The 21,834-nt window shown below is 42.9% G+C and carries 10 protein-coding genes; 4 read left to right on the top strand and 6 right to left on the bottom strand.

The window, feature by feature from the left end; genetic code table 11:
• Positions 1–52: 52 nt before the first annotated feature.
• Genes IH597_09260 through IH597_09245 form a run of 4 tightly spaced genes read right to left on the bottom strand, consistent with a single transcriptional unit; the run spans position 53 to position 6,867 of the window.
• The gene (locus tag IH597_09260; GenBank protein MBE0662643.1) at positions 53–733 is read right to left on the bottom strand and encodes a hypothetical protein; all 681 of its coding nucleotides are present in this window, start codon (positions 731–733) and stop codon (positions 53–55) included.
• Positions 705–1,277 (bottom strand): hypothetical protein, encoded by a 573-nt coding sequence (locus IH597_09255; protein MBE0662642.1) that lies wholly within the window; start codon positions 1,275–1,277, stop codon positions 705–707. The genes IH597_09260 and IH597_09255 overlap by 29 nt, the downstream gene beginning before the upstream one ends.
• A 26-nt stretch (positions 1,278–1,303) precedes the next feature.
• Entirely contained in the window at positions 1,304–3,919 is a 2,616-nt protein-coding gene (locus IH597_09250) for a T9SS type A sorting domain-containing protein (protein MBE0662641.1), read from the bottom strand.
• 41 nt (positions 3,920–3,960) lie between these two features.
• Positions 3,961–6,867: a choice-of-anchor D domain-containing protein gene (locus tag IH597_09245; protein ID MBE0662640.1), complete on the bottom strand. Its 2,907-nt coding sequence runs from the start codon at positions 6,865–6,867 to the stop codon at positions 3,961–3,963.
• 304 nt (positions 6,868–7,171) lie between these two features.
• On the opposite strand from IH597_09245, the gene IH597_09240 reads away from it, so the two are divergent.
• The 3 genes from IH597_09240 to IH597_09230 all read left to right on the top strand — a co-directional run bounded on the left by IH597_09240 (position 7,172) and on the right by IH597_09230 (position 10,832).
• The gene (locus IH597_09240) at positions 7,172–8,422 is read left to right on the top strand and encodes an imidazolonepropionase (GenBank protein ID MBE0662639.1); all 1,251 of its coding nucleotides are present in this window, start codon (positions 7,172–7,174) and stop codon (positions 8,420–8,422) included.
• 146 nt (positions 8,423–8,568) lie between these two features.
• The gene (gene ftcD / locus IH597_09235) at positions 8,569–10,260 is read left to right on the top strand and encodes a glutamate formimidoyltransferase (GenBank protein MBE0662638.1); all 1,692 of its coding nucleotides are present in this window, start codon (positions 8,569–8,571) and stop codon (positions 10,258–10,260) included.
• Entirely contained in the window at positions 10,257–10,832 is a 576-nt protein-coding gene (locus IH597_09230) for an HD domain-containing protein (protein ID MBE0662637.1), read from the top strand. Before ftcD ends, IH597_09230 begins: the two co-directional genes overlap by 4 nt.
• 45 nt (positions 10,833–10,877) lie before the next feature.
• Here IH597_09230 and IH597_09225 read toward each other — a convergent pair whose 3' ends face one another.
• Positions 10,878–15,476, bottom strand: coding sequence for a PAS domain S-box protein (locus IH597_09225; protein ID MBE0662636.1), 4,599 nt, complete (start codon positions 15,474–15,476; stop codon positions 10,878–10,880).
• A 305-nt stretch (positions 15,477–15,781) separates the two neighbouring features.
• Here IH597_09225 and IH597_09220 point away from each other — a divergent pair, with 305 nt between their 5' ends.
• On the top strand, positions 15,782–18,466 hold the full coding sequence (locus IH597_09220) for a S8 family serine peptidase (protein ID MBE0662635.1): 2,685 nt from the start codon (positions 15,782–15,784) through the stop codon (positions 18,464–18,466).
• A 312-nt stretch (positions 18,467–18,778) separates the two neighbouring features.
• Here IH597_09220 and IH597_09215 read toward each other — a convergent pair whose 3' ends face one another.
• Positions 18,779–21,787: a M6 family metalloprotease domain-containing protein gene (locus IH597_09215; GenBank protein MBE0662634.1), complete on the bottom strand. Its 3,009-nt coding sequence runs from the start codon at positions 21,785–21,787 to the stop codon at positions 18,779–18,781.
• Between the last annotated feature and the right edge of the window lie 47 nt (positions 21,788–21,834).

The following is a 21,834-nucleotide window of genomic DNA, read 5'->3' as shown; positions in this document are numbered from 1 at the left end:
GTATTCGATTGTTTGAGAAATGGCCTTAACAGAATTTCCGTTTGGCTGGAGCTTAATTCATGCTTCTTAAAACTTCGATTCCATTATTCATAACATATTTTACAAGCCCATGTTCTCTGGCAATAAAAATTTCCCTGATTGTAAAATTTGTCCAATTTTCAGGAAAATCATTTATTGTAAACTTCAAAACCTCGTCATACGTGAAACCGTTCAGTTCAAGATGATTTAGCATTTCAACAGTTGACTCAATGATGATGTAACCGGAGTATCCTTCGTCTGTCATCGTCTTTGATTTATAGCCAAATGGCGTGTCAAGCCTTGAAATTTCGTTGTATTTCAAATCGTAGGCAAAGGTAATCCCATCAAGGTTCACATATAATTCATCGCCAAACGGAGGGTAATTGGCGCTCAAAGAAAGACTGAATCTATGACTGTAAGTGGATGAAAAAGCCTGGTGAAATGACTCCCTTTTGCTTACTTCGGTTGTAACAAAGAAGTACCCACTGGCGCCTTCACTAAACTCATGATCGCTGGAGTACAATAAAAAACTTTCTGAAATTCCATTATTGTCTGCCATGATTATGCCGCTGCCAACATCTCCATCATACAACCAACCTTTGTTCCCATCTTCAATCTTATAAACTTTTTCTTTTGGCAGATTGCAGGCTGCAAGCGAAGCCATCAGCGCAACCAATATGAAAGTATTAATCAATAATGCTATAGTATTCTTCATTCGACATTTTAATAAAGATTATACCTTCAGTTCGGTTGTAATACACACTATCAACCTTGATGGGTTCATTGTAAAGGTTATGGTTGTATGGTTTGATCCTGAAAACATCATAATAATACGTGCTGCCAATCTGTATCGAGTCGGCATAATCAAGAAATACTGAGTATTGATGCTTGTGAACCGGGATGTTGAGAAAGTATTTGCCAACATTGCAGGAAAACCCATATTGAATAGTGTCAGCGTTTGATAGCCAAAAGTCAATGCTGAAAACAGGATAATCAGGGGTCAGTTTGGTTGAGTTGATTTCATAACTGATTGTGTGATCACAACAATAGTGGCAATCCTCTACTTCCGTTTCTGAAAACCGTGTGGAAGCAAAGTTGATTATTTGTCCATTGGAATGCTGAAGCGAGTAAACATTTCCATCTGCATAAGGAACCATCGCAAGTATGCTATCTGGCAACGGTCCGTTGTCGAGCACAATCGGATCATCGCATGGCACGCAGCCATACAGCAGCAACACTAAAAATAGGTTGGTTCTCATGAAATTAATGATTGGTAGATTGTTTCTTAATCTGCGATCACAATTTTCTGGTTGACGTTACCCGACCCGATTGCAAGGTTGATAATATACACGCCGGCAGTAAGGGATTTGCCATTTTCATGCGTAGCATTCCAGTTATAAGTGTGGGAACCGCCAGGATGATTTCCTGAAGCCAGGGTAGCAACAAGCATTCCGTTGAGGCTGTATATTGCAAGATTGACATTGGATTCGCTTGCCATGTAAAACGAAATTTCAATTTCCGAGGTAGCTGCTCTTGAAAATGGATTAGGCGCAGGTGGTTTGAGCACAACAGCATTGCTCTTTATTTGCTGAGCTGTTTCATCATATCCTGTGAGAAGACCAAGATCAAGCTTGTAAGCTGAACAACCATAAGTTCCTGCCACAATGCTGCGGGTTGGATGATGAATTTTCAGATCCGTTACCGGCACATTCGGAATACCCTGCGATAAACCCCACCATTGCTCCCCGCCATTTTCTGTGTAAAATATCCCGGCATCGGTTCCCACAAACAAACGGTTCTGAACACCGGGATCGGCAATAATAACATTCACAGGTAACTCAGGCAGGTTGCCATTGATGCTTTCCCAATCCTGGCCAAGGTTTGTGGATCGAAACACATAAGGATGCGGCTCATCCCATCTGAACCCCGATACTGTAGCATAAATAGTGTTAATTTCAAACGGATCGAAAGCCACCCGTGTGATCCAGCGCACAGGCAGGCCCGCAGAGATATCCGCCCAGTTCAGGCCTCCGTTTGCAGTAATGTGAACGCGCCCATCATCAGATCCGGTAAGCAGGTAGTTTGGATTAAGTGTAGAGATTGCCAGCGTGCTTAGCGTACTGAATCCGGAAGCACCAAGGTTGTTAGTAAGATCACTGCTGATAGCCGTCCAGGAATTGCCCCGGTTCGTGGTTTTCCAAACCCGGTAAGTTCCGAAAAACAAAGTTTGATTATTATCAGGATGCATGACAAAAGGTGAGGACCAATTGGTGCGGTCGCCTGAAAAATCATCAGCTATGTACGAGAAGTTATTTCCTCCGGTGGTTGACCGGTAAAGATTTCCCCATTGTGATTCAGCATAAATGGTGTTGGAGTTGGTGTAATCTACCAGGCAATAGAATCCGTCGCCGTCAAGGATGCGCTGCCAGTCGGTGAGTGAGCCGGTAAGCGTTCGCACCGTATTGTTATCCTGGGTTCCGCCATAAATTCTTTGTGGGTTCAGGTAATCAATTTCGATGGCGTAAAATTGGGTCATTGGCAAGTTATTGACTTTGTTCCACGAGTTGCCATAATTGGAACTCGTGTATAAGCCGCCATCATTTCCATGAACAATAAACCCTGTGTTCGGATCAATATACATGGCATGATTATCAACGTAAATTTCATCTATATTGAAGTAACCGGCGATTTGTGTGTAAGAACTGCCGCCATTATCTGAGCGGTAAAGGTCAACACCAAGCATGAAGATGCGGTTGTCGTTGAGCGGATCAACCCTGATCTGGCCAAAGTACCAGCCGAAAGTACTGTTCATGTCCGAAAGTGCACCATCATTGGTTTGTTGCCACGATGCTCCTCCGTTGATTGTTTTATAAACACTTGCAACAACGTTTCCACTCATATTGCGGTCAATAAATGCATACACGATTTCCGGGTTGTTCTGCGCAATGGCCAGCCCGATGCGCCCTTTCTGGCTTCCGCCGGGAAGCCCGTTTTCCAGCAAAGTCCATGTATCGCCTCCATCCATGGTTTTGTAAATACCTGAAGTTGGCCCGTGCGAACGCCGGTAAGTAATGCCGCGCATGCGTTCCCACATGGCAGCATAAAGAATGTCCGGATTGGAAGGATGCTGCACAATATCAACTCCAGCCGTGGAGTCCGAAACAAACAATACCTGCTCCCAGGTACTACCGGCATCTTCGGAACGGTAAATACCACGTTGCTCATTGGGTGTGAACAGGGTTCCGCAGGCGGCAGCAAAAACACGCTGGCTATTGGAATGGTCAACCAAAATGCGACCAAAATATGCCGATTGCTCAAGCCCGATAAAGTCCCATGAAAGACCTGCATCACTTGATTTATACAAACCGTTGCCGATAAAGCTGTAACTTGATGCATTGGCTTCACCGGTTCCGGCATATAATACGTTCTGATCAGCAGGGTCAATGGCCAGCGCTCCAATCGAAATCACAGGGGCTTCAGTGAAAACATTTTCCCAGGATAATCCGTTGTTGGTTGTTTTTAGTATGCCGCCGGATGCTGCACCAATATACATGGTGGTTGGATTATCAGGATGTATGGCAATGTCGGTAATGCGACCACCAATATTCTTTGGCCCGGCCAGTTCCCACGAAGCCCTGAAAGAGGGTGAATTGTCATGCAACGTTCTGGCCTGCCGGAGTGAGTGTAAGTAATGCTCATGACTGAATTTGGAATTGGGATAGAGCTTTTGCTTGGCCATCCAGTCGTTAGGCACCATCTTTGGCTCCTTGTTTTCAGGCAAGGATTGGAAAAGTGGTTTTTCATTGGAAATGGTGGCAAGATAGAAAGTAATCCCGGCTATTCCTAGAACCAGAGCTAGTAGGCTAAGTAGAGTTGTTCGGCGTAATCTGAGTTTGTGCATCGCTGAATATATTGGTGTTAGAGTAAATTAGTACATTGGGCTTACTCGCCCATCAAAATCAACTTACCCGAAGAACTCCGGCCCTGCAACAATACTTCATAAATGTAAATGCCTTGGCGCAGTTTTTTTCCATGATTGTTAGTACCGTTCCATTTGATTTCATGTTGGCCCTGCTGATACATCTTTTCCGGCAACTGCCACACATTGGTTCCCGAAATGTCAATAATATTAATGCTCATTGAAGCTGCAAATGGCAGATTTACTGTAATGGTTGTTTCTTCCGTAAACGGATTCGGAAAACTGCTGACCATGAAAGTGTTTCCTTCTGGTTTCTGAGGATCATCAATCCCTACAAAAGTATCCACTCCGCCTGAATAGCAAACAACTTTACCATTTCTTCCACCGGCAATCATTTCCCATGAATGGTCGCCTGTAATATCCGGAATAACACCGATGGCATCAATAGCCTCTCCATAATTCTGCGAGAAAAGGTCTGTACCGTCGGTTCCTTTCAGGAAATAGACAAAATTGCTTTGGAACAGGGTTCCAACCACAACATCATTAATGTTGTTTCCGCTCACATCGGGGATGCGTGCCACATTCCAGGGTTTATCGGGTAATGATTTTGTCCAGATTTGCGAACCATCATAACCATTGATCACCATGGCTACGGTTCCGGAGTGGCCGGGTATGATATCTGCATAGCCATCGCCGTTCACATCATCAAGGCTCGCGAATTTTACAATCAGGTTGTTTCCTAAATATCCCTGGTGCAACACCGAGCCATTTACCGGGTTCATCAGGTAATAATTACCGTTAAAACTTCCTGCAATGATATCGGGTACTCCATCGCCGTTGATATCATCAAGGGTTTCTATGGCAAATACTGAAATACCTGAAGTGGTGTAAGACCACAAAATGCCACCGTTGGTTCCATTGATTCCTGCTACCCTTCCTGCACTTCCGCTTTGGTTGTCGCCGGCAGCAATTACATCAGGAATTCCGTCATTATTAAAATCTTCAACACCCATTACGGCAAAAGCTGCTGCACTGAAGAAGGATTCCCAGATTGGATTTCCAATTTTGCCATCAAGGCAATAAACCCTGCGTGGGCCGGTGCCGTTGCCATCATCTCCTGTTGCTGCCAATACATCGGGAAATTCATCTCCGTTGTAATCAAACTTTGTATCAACGGCATAAACCCATCCACCTCCACCTATGTTTGTAGTGCTGTGTTTCCATAAAATTTCACCTGTTTTCCCGCTTAGGGCTACTATTGAGCGATCACCGCCCGTGGTTCCCACTACAACATCGGTATAGCCATCTTCATTGATGTCTTCAATGAGTGTAAGTGCAGTTTGCTGGTAGATATTACCGGAATAAATTTCCCGTGCCCAAAGTACTTGTCCCTCACCGGACGCATTGCCATTAAAACACCTTACGTTATTATCTTCGGAGCAAACTATGTAATCAGCTATTCCATCTCCATTAATATCTGGAATATAATGCATGGCTTTTGGGCTGTTATCGAAACCATTCGTAATAACATGCTGCCATAAATTGGTGCCGATAGGGTAGGGGCCATCCTGTCCGGAGCCTGCCAGCTCAACGAGTAAAGGATTGTTGGGCAGGTCATTGCTTTCGATGCTCAGTGTAGCCTCATAGGGCATGCCTTGTGAAGGCCAGAACCAGACATTGAAATATGCCTGTGCGAGCGGAGCCAGGTTTATCGGCAGGCTGACATTGTCTTCTACATAAAAATTTGGATCGTCAACCGTGATTGAATTAATTGTCAAAACAGCATTTCCAGTATTCTGAACCTCCATCGTCCAACGTTTAGTAGCATTGGTACGGATGGTTCCATAATTATGGCTTGAAACCGGCAAGTGAATATTGGGGCCATCAATTACTCCATAACCATTCATGGTGATGCTTACCGATGGGTTCACAGGATCGTTTGATACAACCTGGGCGCTGCCATTCAATGGTCCGGCTGCCTGTGGTGCGAACACAATTGGAATTGTTGCCGATTGTCCGTTTGGAATTATAACCGGAAAAGTAGCTGTGCTATACACCGGAAAATTGGGTGGGAAAAGAATATTGCTGACTTCCAACGGCGCTGTACCGGTGCTTTGCACAAGCAAATTCCAGGTTCCTGTAGAACCAACGGTAACATTTCCAAAGTCCCATGAGTTAACCGGTACCTGAATTGCAGGAGTTCCTGCTCCACCTGGATCAACTTTATAAAGTGTGCTGTTTGCACCCAGCGGCCCATCAACATACCAGAGATAAGTTCCATCAAATACAATCCCTGCCGGACGCTGATTCTCGGCATCATGACTTTCGAGGACAGTGCCGGTTTGATCAACTTTATTAATCTTGTAGGCATTGTAATCAACAATCCACAGGTCATTGCCCTGCAGGCAGATGTCCCAGGGCTGATCGTGTGGCGGAGCAAATTGTTGGAGAATGGCGCCGGCGTTGGTAACTTTATAGACCACGCCTGGATCCGGATAGTAAACATTAACCCAAAAATCACCATTATCGTAGGCTATGCCCGACATGTACTGAGCCGGAAGTGTAAACTGTGAAACAATATTTCCACTCAAATCAAGCTGCAGAGCATAAGAAGGACCGGACGTTCCACGGTCAATGATCCAAAGATGCTGCCCATCGTAAGTCATGCCATATGAATCGCCTATTGATGGATTGGAGAATTGCAGTTGGTTTGTTCCGCTTACCGGATCGAACCGATACACTTTGTCACCGTTTGCACCGTAAATACCAAAGTAAAGGTAGGTTCCATCCCATGCCAGTCCGGAAGCTTTGCCCGGAACGGTGTATGTTTCGAGGATAGTCCAGCTTCGCTCACCGGTCTGGCTTTGAGCTGTCTGGAACAGCATCAGGCTGATAACGATTAAAATAATTTGTAAAGCTTTGTTTTTCATGACTTTAATATTGGTTAAAGGATTATAATAATTTGCAGGTCGTCAAAGAGAAATCACTCAGACTGCTTTTTCAGCAGCAAAAAAAAAGTTAGCCTGTAAAGGTATGAATATTTTTTAGGTTGTACTTTGACCAGTTTTATTCGTAAAATCTCTCGCTACGAGGTGAAGTTGCGAAGAGAGTTTAGAAGTTTAGAAGTTTAGGGTGTTTAGAGAGTTGAGCGGTGTGTAATGATCGCAAAAAACCGGTTTCGTTCTTCTTTCCTGTAATTGTTTAATTTCGCAACCGAATTATAATAAAGCAACTATGGAGATTTTGATTGAAAGCATTAAGGAATTAATTGGCATTGATGATGGAAACCGGCTTTTAGCCAGGGGTAAGGAAATGGGCAGGCTTAATACTTTGAAGAATGCCTGGCTGCTCATCGAAGACGGTAAAATCGCTGACTTTGGAAGCATGCGAGACTTATCATTAAAAAATATAAATACGGAAAAATTAGAAAAGATTGATGCCAGCGGTAAAATGGTATTCCCATCATTCTGCGACTCCCACACCCACCTTGTGTATGCTGGAAGCCGCGAAATTGAATACATTGATAAGATAAAGGGCTTGAGTTATGAAGAGATTGCCAAACGCGGTGGAGGGATTTTGAATTCCGCAAAGCGTTTGCATGATACATCTTTTGACAGCCTCGTTGAACAGGCACAGGCAAGGCTAAATGAAATTATTGGCTTTGGAACCGGCGCCGTTGAAATCAAAAGCGGTTACGGTCTGAACACCGAAGACGAATTGAAAATGTTGCGTGTGATCCGAAAGCTGAAAGAAGTTTCTCCGCTCACTATAGTGGCTACATTTCTTGGAGCGCACGCTGTTCCGCTCGAATATAAAGGCAGGCAGGGCGAATACGTTGATCTGATCATCAATGAAATGATCCCGGCAGTTGCTGCTGAAGATCTTGCCGATTATATTGATGTTTTCTGTGATAAAGGATTCTTTACAACCGAAGAAACCGAACGCATTCTGATGGCTGGCATAAAATACGGCCTGCGTCCAAAAATACATGCCAATGAATTGGATTTTTCAGGTGGCATTCAGGTGGGCGTAAAATACAACGCCCTTTCTGTTGACCACCTCGAATATACAGGTGATGATGAAATTACATCATTGCTTGATTCTGATACCATGCCTACCTTGTTACCGGGCGCATCTTTTTTTCTTGGTCTGATATATGCCCCTGCCCGGAAAATGATTGATGCAGGATTACCTGTGGCAATGGCAAGTGATTTTAATCCTGGTTCATCTCCTTCGGGAAACATGCAACTGATCCTCTCCATGGGTTGCATCAAATATCGTATGACCCCAGAGGAAGCATTTAATGCTACAACCATCAACAGCGCTTATGCTATGGGCCTGAGTGAAGAAATGGGCAGTATTGCAATTGGCAAAAAAGCCAATCTTTTCATTACACAGCCCATCCCTACATACGCTTTCATGCCTTATGCCTATGGCAGTAATAAGGTTGAAACGGTAATCCTAAATGGTAGGGTCGTTAAATGAAAAGAAGTGTTTTCATTCTGCAAACAACCTTTTTAATATCAGATTTTCGGTAACATTCAGCATGATGGGGTTTTCGGAATTCTCATCCAATTCTTACATTTGCAACCGGCAATTCCAATCTTAATTACTCTTAACAGAACTTAAAGATTATGCAACAACTTATTGAATGCGTCCCCAATTTCAGTGAAGGCCGCGATATGGCAATCATTAAACAAATTACCGATCAGATTGAAAGCGTTGAAGGTGTAAAACTGCTTGATGTTGATCCCGGTGCAGCAACTAACCGCACAGTAGTTACAATGGTTGGAACACCGGAAGCGGTGATTGAGGCTGCTTTTCTCGCTGTGAAGAAAGCATCCGAAATTATTGATATGCGCAAACACAAAGGCGAGCATCCCCGCTTTGGAGCTACAGATGTTTGCCCGCTAATTCCGATTTCAGGAATTACCATGGAAGAAACCGTTGAATACGCACGAAAACTTGCTAAAAGAATAGGGGAGGAGTTGGGTATTTCAGTTTATTGCTATGAGAATGCTGCACAGTTTCCTGAACGAAAGAACCTTGCAAATTGCCGCGCAGGCGAATACGAAGGGCTACCCGAAAAGCTTGCGAACCTAACATGGAAACCCGATTTCGGGCCTGCTACCTTCAATGCCAGATCAGGCGCTACAGCCGTTGGCGCGAGGGATTTTCTGGTTGCTTATAATATCAACCTGAACACAACTTCCACCCGTCGTGCTAATGCAATTGCTTTTGATATCAGGGAAAAGGGACGGCCAAAAAGAGAAGGCAACCCGATTACCGGCAAAATTCTGAAAGACGAAAAAGGAAACCCGGTGTATATTCCCGGTTCGCTGAAAGAGTGCAAAGCCATTGGTTGGTTCATCGAAGAATATGGGATTGCACAGATTTCAATTAACCTTACAAATATAAGTGTGACCCCGGTTCATGTAGCTTTTGAAGAAGCCTGCACCAAGGCTCAGGAAAGGGGCATTCGTGTTACCGGTTCTGAACTTGTTGGTTTGATCCCTTTGAAAGCAATGATTGACGCTGGCAAATATTTTCTCAATAAGCAAAATCGTTCCCTGGGAATTTCAGAAGATGAGATCATAAAAATCGCAATAAAATCGCTGGGACTTGACGATCTGAAACCTTTCAAACCAGAGGAAAAGATCATTGAATATATCCTCCGCGATAGAAATGAGAAAAAGCTTGTGGATATGACCTGCAAAGGGTTCGCAAATGAAACGGCTTCGGAATCACCGGCACCCGGCGGCGGGTCTATTTCGGCTTATGTTGGCGCTTTAGGAGTATCGCTTGCAACCATGGTTGCGAATTTATCATCGCACAAAGCCGGATGGGATGATCGCTGGGAAGAGTTCTCTATCTGGGCCGAAAAAGGCCAGCAATTAAAAGATGAAATGTTGCACCTGGTTGATGAAGACACTAACGCTTTCAACCGCATCATGGATGCTTTCGGTTTACCAAAAGCTAATGAAGAGGAAAAAAAAGCACGCAAAAATGCGATCCAGGATGCAACACGTTATGCTACTGAAATTCCTTTCAGGGTAATGGAAAAGGCGCACAAATCAATGGAAGTGATTAAAGCGATGGCCGAAACGGGCAACCCCAATTCGGTTTCTGATGCCGGTGTTGGAGCGCTTTGTGCCAGAGCCGCCGTGATGGGCGCTTACCTGAATGTGAAAATCAATGCAGCCGGTTTGGAAGACAAAGTTTTTGCTGCAAAAATTATTGAACAAGGCGCCGCGATTGAAAATTCTGCCATCGAACTGGAATCAGCTATCCTTAAAATCGTAAACGAAAAGATAGGCGTATGAAACCATTAGGTTTTGATCCGGGCAAATTTATCCTGAATGAAAGCCACTTTGATCATCAGAGTTTGCTGCACGGGATAAATCATACTTACAGGGTTATGTGCCATGTAATGCTGCTTGGAGAGAAACTGGAATGGGAGCGTGAAACCCGACTCGCATTCTGTGCGGCCTTTATTCATGATATGGCGCGCAAGCATGATGGTTATTGTTCAAAACATGGTTTATGGTCAACTGAGAACAAGCTACCGGTCTTTGCTGAGTTTTTTATGAGCCAGGGTGCGAACGCTTACGAGTTGGAAGAAATTGGAACCGCGGTTAGAAATCATTCCGAAGGTTTTGAACTGCACAAAGATCATGCGTTCTGGAAAACTACTGCCTTGCTGAAAGATGCTGATGCACTCGACCGTATCAGGCTGGGTCACGGCAATCTGAACGTAACTTACTTGCGTCTGGACCCGACTCCAACATTTATTCCTCTTGCTAATGATTTGTATTTTAGCACGTCTGATATTTTAGTGAAGTCTTTCACTAATATGCTTGAAATTGCAAAGAAGAATGAAAGCAATAGAACCTGAGGAAGAATTCCTTTATTATTCAGGTTTAAAATTAAAACATTGGAGCTAGTTCACAGGATTTTTGGTAATGTATTTCTCAAGCATGGCTATTATTTCAGAAGGACGAATGGGCTTCGTAATATGGTCGTTGCACCCGATCTGCTTCGAACGCTCTACTTCTTCAGCCATAGCAAAGGCTGTTTGGGCAATTACCGGTAGGTTCGGGAAAAGGTCCTTGATTTTCTGTGTTGCTTCATAGCCATCCATCACTGGCATCCGGATATCCATGAATACGAGATCAATGTTATTACCGGTTTGGCAGGTTTTGAGTGCATCAAGTCCGTTGGTTACTATTGTAACCCGTGCACCGGTTTTAAGTATAATAGTTTCAAGAAAATAGGCGCTTGAAGGTTCATCTTCTGCAATAAGTATATGAAGTCCCGATCCATCAAAAAGCTTGTTTTCTTCTTCTAAAAGATGTTGGTTGGCGCCCGGCATGCTGTTAACTTGTTCAGATGGCAGTGAAACATAGAAAACAGTACCTGAACCGGGAGTACTTTCAACCCAGATTTTACCACCAAGCATCTCGGTAAGGTTTCTCGATATTGTAAGGCCAAGCCCGGTTCCGCCAAAAATTCTTGCATGTGAGTCGTAAGCTTGCCTGAACCGGTCAAAGACAAGGTTTAGCTTGTCTTCTGGAATGCCCACTCCAGTATCTTTTACATAAAAGGTGATGGCTGGGTCCGGTGTTCCTTCAGGAGCGGATGCAGGCACTTGAAAAGTATATCCAAGTTCAATGAATCCAGCTTCGGTAAACTTCAATGCATTGTTGATCAGGTTCGAAATAATTTGCCTGAACCGGAATGAATCGGTTTTGAGCTCCAGTTTGCCGCCATGATAATTTGGAAACCTGACCTCGATACCGGATTTATCCATTTTATGCCGGTATTCGGTGAAATAGTTAAACAGTTCATCGAGCACTTCATTGATGTTGACAACCTTTTTGTCAATTCTTAGTTGCCCGGCTTCAAGTTTGGCCATGTCAATGATGTCGTCAATAAGGTTGAGCAAAACATTGCCGTTGTTCTGAATGATGTGAATAAAATTCTTCCTGTCCTCTTCATTCAGTCCTTTGTCGGCAAGTAAATCTGAGAACCCAATGATGGCGTTCATTGGTGTTCTGATTTCGTGCGACATATTTGCCAGAAAAGCTGTTTTTAATTTGTCCGATTCAACAGCTTTTTCCTTTGCCTGCCGCAATTCATCTTCGGCCCGTTTCTTCTCGATGCTCAACGCAATCTGGTTCGAAACAAATTTCATGATCTCCAAGTCGTTGAGTGTATAGGCGTTAGGGTTTTCATAATCCTGAATTACCAATGCACCTATTACATCATTTTTAAATCTTAAAGGAACACCTAGCCATGATTTTGAAACGGTTCCATGGATTTCAATCACGCCTTCAGCATTCAACTTCCTGATTTCCTCTTCTCCAACAAGCAACGGCAGATCATTCGAAATAACGTAACCTGTGAGGGTTTTGCCAGCCGGAAATGTTGGAAAATGATCTTTTTGGTCGGCCATAAATGGAAGACTTATCGAATTGTCTTCAGCGTTGTGAAGTGCGATAAGGAAATTATTGGTGTCAATGATTTTTGAAAGCTCCTGTTGGATCAACAAAGAAATTTCCACCAGGTTTCCAGTAAAATTGACTGCATTGGCTATGTTAAAAACAACTTTCTGTATTTCTTCATTCCGCTTGCGCCAATTGATATCTGAAATAAATCCTTCAAGAAAAAGCAGTTCATCATTATCATCGTAGATTCCCCTTCCTTTTTCCCAAACCCAAATATAATCCCCCCTGATCGTCTTCATTCTGAATTCAAATTCATAAGGCTGTTTTTCCTCAACTGCAACCTGAACCAAATCCCATATGTCCTGCCTATCATCAGGATGTATCAATTCACTGTATGCCCTGGATCCCTGTTCAAGGAAATCATCAGGTTCGAAACCCGTGATCGCTTTTATGCCATCGGAGAGGAATTGCATTTCCCAATCCTCATTATTGCGGCAACGGTAAACGATGCCTTGCAGGTTGCTCATGAGCGTTGCAAGTGTGCGCTGGCTTTCACGCACTGTTTCTTCTGAGTGTTTACGCGCTGTGATATCCATTGCTGTAAACATCACTCCTTTTTTATGGTCCTGCGGATCTAGAGGTACTGATCTTAAAAGTATATCAATAACTTCACCGTCTTTTCTATTCCATCGCGATTCAACTTCGCCAACTCCCGAAACTTCTATTTGCCTGTATTTTTCTCTTCCTACGAATTCATACTCAACATCATCAGCATAGAGCATCCGGACACTCTTGCCGATGAGTTCCTCATGGCTGTAGCCGGTCAGATTACAAACCCGCTCGTTCACTTCGATGATTACACGGTTAACAACCATTCCGATGCCAACCGGCGCTGCTTTAAAGATACTTGATAGCCTTGATTCATTCTCCGCTATCCTGAGCATTGCTTCCTTTTGCTCAGTAACATCCATTACTGAGATCATTCCGGCAGGTTTGCCATTGTATTGAATCAATGTTCCGCTCAGGTCAACCCAATGTGTTTTTCCGTTTTTTGATATAATACGAAACTGGTATCTGTCGGGAACTGGTAATCCTTGCTGTCGGGCACGCCCTCTTTCCATAATCATGGACTGGTCATCGGGGTGCACGATATGCCAAAAGTTCATTTCTAGCAGGTTCTCTGGTTCATATCCGGTTATTAGTTTCGCACCTTTGTTGGCATAAACCCAGGTATCGCCCTGGTAAATCATGATAGCAACCGGAGTTGATTCAGCCAGCAAGCGGAACTTTTCTTCACTCTCCCGCAATACCTGCTCTTGCTGGTATTTTTCAGTAATATCCCTAAACACGATCACAACGCCCACCAACTCACCATGTTCATTGTGAATAGGAGCAGCGCTGTCGGCAATATGAATTTTTACGCCCGTTTTTGATACAAGTACAGCTCGATTAGACAAATCAATCACGGCATCTTTGCTAAAGACTTTATCTATTATACTTTCAAGGGGCTGATTAGTTTCGCTGTCACGAATGTTCAATATTTCGTCCAAATGTTGCTGGAACGCTTCTGAAGCCTTCCATCCGGTTAATTGCTCTGCTACCTTGTTCAGGCGTGTAATGCGCCCTTCTTTGTTTGTCACAATTACTGCATCGCCAATGCTTTCGAGTGTAATATTCAGGTTGTTTTCACGCTCAAGAATTGCTTGTTCATAATTTTTATGGTTAGTAATATCGCGGACGATGCTTTGTATAAAAACTGTGTCTTCAATTTTAATGCTGCGGGCGCTGATCTCAACAGGAAACTCAATGCCGCTTTTAGTAACATGAATGCTCTCAAGTCGGGTATGGCCTTCACTTAATATTTTTTTAAGAATAGTAGTGGTTCCCCCCTGCATTGACGCTGCCCTAAGCCTGTTGATATTCATACCTTTGATTTCTACACTGGTATACCCGTATTTTTCCAATCCTCTTTCATTCATCTGAATTAGGTCGCCTTTTTCATTCATCAACATAATGATGTCGTTGGCGTATTTGGTGAGGTATCCGTAATGTTGCTCAAGGGCTTTGGTTTCTTTTTCCAATTCAAGCTGCTGCCTTAAAAGTTGAGTTTCATTTCTTTTCCATATTGTTATGAGTACTGAACCTATGGCTATAAGCAGTGCAATAATCATGAATATTAAAAGTATTGTCCTTTCCCAGAATGGGGCATAAATTTCGCGTAAATCAGATTTCACTATCATGAACCAATTGGTTCCAGGAATACCAGAGACACTGGCAAGCACTTTTTCTCCCCGATAATCTGTACCAATAATAACTCCGGCATCACCCAAAATTGCTTTAACTGCCGGAATCACTGAATTGGAATCAATTTCAAACTTTAAGGCGAGTGGTTTATTATTAATAAATCGTGTTTGGTTGATTATTGTCACGCTATCGCCATCTGTTTTGGCAATAAGCGCTTCAGATGTTTCACTTGAAACGGGCCACTCCCTGATTGCAGGGAATAAAAAAATCTCAGGATTAATCGTAAGGATAATAACACCCAACCTGACTCCATCCTTTTGAAGAGGGACAATTATATCGAAATGTAAATGACTGGCAGTTGAGTCGTAATAAATATCACCAAATCGGATGGAATCAGTAAGTTGTTTATTTAAATAATCTTTATGAAAAAGGGTTACGGGTTCATGCGGTTCTGGGCCGGAAAAGAAATAAGCAAGTAATTGATTTCTCAGGCCATATAAATGCATATCCGAATAATCGTGGTTGTTGAGAATTGGTTTGAGCCATTCACCCAATTTAATTTTTGCCGCAGAGTCTTCGGGGTTTTGATTGAGTTGAATAATCATTTCGACAAAATCAGGATTTTGCTGCAGAAAATACCCTTCATTTTTCCGTTCTTCAATCCAGCGTGTTACTTCCCGAACCTTGAGATTGGTAATTGCAGTAAGCTCGTTGTATTTTTCATTCTGAATCTGGCGTTTAAGGAATCTGGAAGCCCAAATACCTGAAATGCCAATGATAAGACCGAGGATCAGCAGTGTAGAAACTATACGTCTGAGCACATTTTTGCGTTTTTTTTTGATCTGCATAAGACTAATTATTTCCGGCCAATAAACAGATATATTGCTACAAACCTCAAAAAAGCATGGGTTCCCCGTCCATGTTTAATTCAGGCAATAAAAGTAACATATTATTATTTGAATGTGATAGTTGTAGGAAAAACACTTTGATGGTTTTTTTGTTGATTAAAAATGCCTGGTTTGCACCGTATAAGTATTTGGAAAAGAAATAGCTAAGACTTTGTGCTTGATTTATCCGGTGGTTCGGGCTGTCTATTAAAACATATTTCTATCTTTGTTCCTTGTATCAAAATGTAAGATTTAAAATTCAAAAAATGAAAACCTTTATGCTCAATCGTTCCCGGATGTTGGTTCTTGGATTTATTACCATTTTCTTTTTCTCGATGAGTTCCTTTGCTCAAACCTTTGAGAAGTATTACCTCGACGGGCAGCTATTTGTAAAATTTCAGGATAATTACGATCCGCAAATTGCCGTAGCAGAAGATCATTCTGTGAGGTTGGAAGATGCAGCCTACTTTTCTGATATCCTTAGCCGCTATAATGTGGAAAGTATCTCTCGCCCACTTGAAGTGAACAATGATGTTAAGTTATTGAGAACCTTTAACCTGAAATTTGAGGATCATTCGGTTCTTGAAAAAGTGATTGCCGAGCTTGAGCAAAAGCCTGAGATTGAGTATGCTGAAAAAGTTGCATTGTATTATATTGACCACAAGCCTAATGATAGCTTGTATAATCTGATCAACGGCCCATTGAAATGGAAATGGCATCTGGATGTGATAAATGCCGAACAAGCCTGGGATATTACAACCGGATCGCCCGATATAAAGGTTGCCATCGTTGATAATGCAGTGTGGTCAGCCCATCCTGACCTGGCAGACAAAATTGTTTTGCAGCGTGATGTTGTCAATAACACGGCCAATTCAAGCCCCCCAGGTACAGGCAGCCCTGGCGACTGGTCTCATGGAACGCATTGCGCTGGCCTTGCAACAGCAATTACCAATAACCATCTGGGAGTGGCAGGGATTGGCTACAACACAAGTATTATAGCAATTAAAGCTGGTCACAGTAATCCTACCCAAATTTCTCATTCTTACGCTGGCGTTTCCTTTGCAATTAACAATGGTGCTGATATCGTTAGCATGTCTTTTGGCGGGCCAGGATTTAACCAAACTTTCCAGAATCTTGTAAATGTTGGCAATTCCATGGGTGTAGTATTTGTGGCGGCAGCAGGAAATGATAATACTAACGCACCTCACTATCCTTCAAGTTATGCAAATGTAATTTCCGTGGCTTCAACCAATGATAATGATGTTAAATCAGACTTTTCAAACTATGGTACCGCAGTAACGGTTAGTGCACCTGGTGGCTTTGCTTCACCCGGGCCATCAGGCTTGCTGAGTACCACCTTCGATTTAACCGCAATGGGTTATTACGATAGTTACTTTGGCACTTCAATGGCCTGCCCTGTAGTAGCCGGACTTGCCAGCCTCATGTTATCAATAAACCCAGCTTTAACGCCTGCACATCTTACAAATATAATGACGGCTACTTGCGATAATATTGATGCTCAAAACCCGAATTATATCGGACAACTCGGAGCAGGCAGGATTAATGCTTACCAGGCTGTACTTGCAGTTCCCTTTTCACCTACGGCTGATTTTTCCACACCGGTTACTATCATTTTACCTGGTACTGCTATAGATTTCACCGATCTTTCAATCGGGGTTCCTGACTCATATTCATGGTCATTTCCAGGTGGAACTCCTTCTTCCTCAAGCCAGCAAAATCCTTCAGGTATTATTTATAATACTCCTGGCACTTATAATGTATCACTTACCGTTCAGAATATTTATGGTTCCAATTCTATCACACTGGACAGTTACATAGTTGTAACATCAACACCTCTTCCCTTTATCCAGTTTGAATCAAGTGAAATTGAATCTTGTATTTATTCTAAAATTGTCCTGGAAGACCTAAGTCTTTACAATCCTACATCATGGCTTTGGGAGTTTGATCCGCCTAATCATGTTTTTGTTGATGGAACGAACCAGAATTCTCAAAATCCACATCTTTATTTTACGCTGCCCGGCACTTACTCAATCACTTTATCTGCTACTAACGCAAATGGTATGAACACAGTGACTTTTGAGGACCATTTTAGTATCGGTGGTATTGCAGTTCCTTTTGAAGATGATTTTGAATCGGGCGCGACAAACGAATTTGAATTGGCGGCCAATGTTAAGGCTGTGATTAAGCTGAGTAGTCGGGCTGCCAATGATAGCGAATACGGATTGCATTTCACCGGAGGCAGTACACCCACCGGTTGGGCTGGCACACCGACTGGCACCTCACCTGCCCAGGCCTGGGAATCAAATACTGACTTCCATGCTACCGCCCATGTTTGTAATATTGACGCTACCGAGTTTGCTGGTATTCACGTTTTCTTCGATTTACGCCAGACCTTTAGCTATGGAAACAAACTATCGTGGTTCAGGGTACTTGTGAATGATTCAATTCAGGTGTCGGATTCAGAAGGAGTTTTTGATTTTAATCCGGTCACGAATGAAGATCCCTTCGTCCGTAAGCATTTTGATCTGACTGAGTTTGGAGGAACAACTTTTTCTTTAACTTTCCAGTCAGCATGCAGGCTATACGATTATTTTTATGCTCAGGGCGATAATGCTTTTGTTGATAACCTTGATATTCGTGGAAGCCTTGTGGGCAGCGGCGAGATGATCAAAATTCCAGTGAACATGCTTTCAATTTTCCCGAACCCAGCCAAAAACATGGTATCGTTTACTTATTTGAGCGCGGGGAAAAGCAATGTTGTTGTATCATTGAATTCGTTAGATGGCAAACTGGTTTATAACCAGAACATGAGTATTGCAGAAAGCAGGTTTGAAGGAAACATTCCCACCGATGGCATTGCGCCGGGATTGTATATTCTAAGTTTAAAAGATAATGACCGGGTATTTACCCGTAAGCTGGTTATTGAATAGAATATCCATAAATTATTGAATGCTTTAAATTCCTCTTCCATTACTGGAAGGGGAATTTTTTTATCTAATGCCCAATTCATCAAATGGTAAGGAATCTCTTACAGTGCAGCACTTTTCCCGATCTACAAGATCGGTATCTGTGTTCAAATCGGGTTACTAATCAAAAGCCTGACAAGTTCTTAGTTTTGTCAGGCTTTTATTTCTTCTTATCCAGACCTGGGTTTTAATCAGATCACGAATATTTTGCTTATTGAATAGCGATATGCCGGTACAGTTTTTGTTTTTCTGGTTCGAACCGGTTAATGCATTGTCTTAGTTAATAAATACTTTCCTGGTTTCTACTTTCTCAGATGATGTTACTCGAACAAGATAAATACTATTTCTAGGCAGGTTTTGGATAGATACTTTGCTTGTGTCCTGGCTTGTTGCAGATGCTGCCAATCGGCCGGTTATATCAAATACCTCAATTACTATCCTGGAATTATCCTGGGGATTAATCCGAATTTCACCATTATATGCATATACGCTGAAATTTGATACAGGAATGTTTTCCAAACCTGTCGGGATTGTTACCGTTAGAGCTACAGGAATTTCAACCACCGGGTTATCGAAATCGTTGCTTTCAATTATTATAGTTGCATTGTGCGTTCCTTGAGTCATTCTCCTGGTATTAAAAACAAGCGGAATCTCATGTGTTTGACCGGCCTGAAGCAGTTCGGGATCCCAGTTAATGAAGAGCCATTCCAGCATGCCGTCGTCAATCCGAAATAGCATACCACCAGTTGCTGACCACCAGAAATCAGTACCATCATGTGCAAAGGCATAGCTCAGGTTCGATGGGCTGTCAAATTCATCAATGACAATGAATTGACCATTTTCCTCTTTCAGTCTCACTATTTTTCCTATACTGCATGCCCATAAGTTTGCCCCGGTATGTTCGGGAACCCAAACCAGCTGGCTGGCGCGGCTCTCGAGGTCGGTTGCGTATTGTTCAAGAATTTCGCCCTGATGGTTCAGACGGTAGAAGAAAGGGCTATTTTGCCCGGCAAGGTTGGCTATAAATGAGTTGCCATCCCAGGCAAGTGTATAAATTTCGTTGGTAGGCATTGAAAAGGTTTCACCAGTTGCAATTCCATTAAGATCATAAGCAGAGAAAACGCCCGTTGAACTTCCGATCCATAAATTTTCGCCATCAAATGCAATGCTGAAAGCCTGGTTGTGGATATCGTAAGTATTAACAACTGCTGATTGCAAAGTGTCATATACATTGAGGGTTCCACCCATTGATACTATATATAGCAAACCGTTGGCAAAGGTTAACCCGGTCCGGCTTGAAGGAAGATTACCATAAGTGCCTTGTACTTCGCCTGCATTTCCGGATTTCAAAGTTGATTGTTTGCTGGCGTCATATTCCTGATCCATGAAATAACGTAGCCATGTATCGCCAGGATTGGTAATATTGAGGGTGTTGTTTGAAGCAGTGTTTACCTCCATGGAAAGATTAAATACAGCAGGGTTAGGTTCAATAACCGGATGGCCCACAATAATGAGATCATTCTTGGTAATTGATCCAAAACCATAGTTGTTTGAAGCGACCAATGAAACCGGGTAAATTCCAGCGCTATTATATACAATGGTAGGATTCTGCAAGTTTGAACTTGCGGGTGTTCCGCCCGGGAATGTCCATATCCAGGAATTGGGAATATTTGTGGAAAGATCAGTGAAATGCACCGAGCCGGTAACCGGTACTGTGGTTGCATCAGCAGTAAAATCGGCGTCAATCTCAGTACCCATTAAAATATCAAAAGAGATGGTTTCGCCGGAAGCGGTGATATTGAAAATATTCAAACCACCCGGGCCACCATTCTGAAGAAAACTGCTGGGATTGGTTTCGTCGTTGATGGCAGTGCGGTTAACATTGAGCGAGAAATTTGCCTGGCTGACATTTCCGTTACTTGTTGGTGTGCCGTTAGGCCTGTAGATATAAACTTCATCCGGGGGGCCACTGGCATTGCCATTTCCTGCTGAAGGATCAATGCGATAAACCAGCAGGCCATCACCAGGAAGGTTTGTTTCATAAAGTCCGGTTCTCTTCCGGTACTCAACAATAAAAAATTCAACACTGGATTTGGGTGAAGCGATTTTGTAGATGTTGTTGGTTGATGAAGTCAGCGGGTTCAGCGTATAGGTTCCGGCAACTGTAATCACGGGGAGTTCTGTGATCCACTGTTGGTCAGCATATTTATACTTCATATAGGCCAGCATGTGCCCGAAACCACTTTCCATCAGATCCCAGGGTCCTGCTGGTGAAATGCCGTTTCCGGTATAATGATAAAGATCCGGAGCTCCTAGAACGTGAAACATTTCATGGCAGAGCGTTTGCGTATTATTTTGGTTCTCAGGTTGAAATGTATAATCGTAGGCGCGTTTTCCGTTAATGTAAACATTGTATGAGTATAATACCCAGCGATGTGCCCATAGTAACTCGGCCCATGCACCGGAGTTGCCACGAATAATGAAGCACATATTGTCAATGTCACCGTCATTGTCGGCATCAATAACCAGATCGGTAGGAACCTCAGGGGCAATAAAGTTGATGGCATTCACCAGCAAAGTATGTTCTCTGGTGCGGCGCTGGTTATCTCCCTGGTAGCCATTCGGATTGTTTACTGCATGGTATGGTTCGTAGTAATTACGTGGATTAGGGTCCATATAGGATAAATTGGTCGTCAGCTCACAGATTGGATACTGGGAACTCTCAATCAACAACTGTTCATAAGAAACCTCGTAAAAATAATTTTTTAAGGAAACGCCATCCGGGTTATTAAAGCGATTATCATAGAAAGATCTTGGCTGTGTGAATTCATTCTGATCACTAAATCTGATATAAACAACAAGGCTGTTGAGCGTGCCGGTATGTGGGGCTTTTACTGATTTATCAGCTCCATCCCAAAATGCATCCTTGCGCTTAAGGTATTCTTTGTTTGAAATCTTAGCCCAGGATTCGAGCCCAATACCGGCAGGGTCAACGCTATTAACCCTATATGCTGTTGGAACCACAAACTCACCCTGAACTTTACCATAATAGTAAAAACCATCTTCGCCAACAATAATGGTATAGCCGTCTTCATCATGGAGCCAGTTAAAGTATTCGTCGCCACTTGCATAGCAGTCAATAGTGCTACCATCGGGTTGGGTTACCGAATATGGCAGACGATCGAACCAGGCTGCCTGAAGGCTTGGTGTGAATATAAACAGGATCAAGCTTAATAGAAATGTAAATGTTACTAGCTTCCAGTTTTGTGTAGAAAAAGTTTTCATATTGTTGTATTGATTTTAAGATAGGAAAATTACGGCCGTAAAATTAC

It is taken from the genome of Bacteroidales bacterium (assembly GCA_014860575.1).
Taxonomy (GTDB): domain Bacteria; phylum Bacteroidota; class Bacteroidia; order Bacteroidales; family JAAYJT01; genus JAAYJT01.
This window is presented reverse-complemented; position numbering and strand designations above follow the sequence as displayed.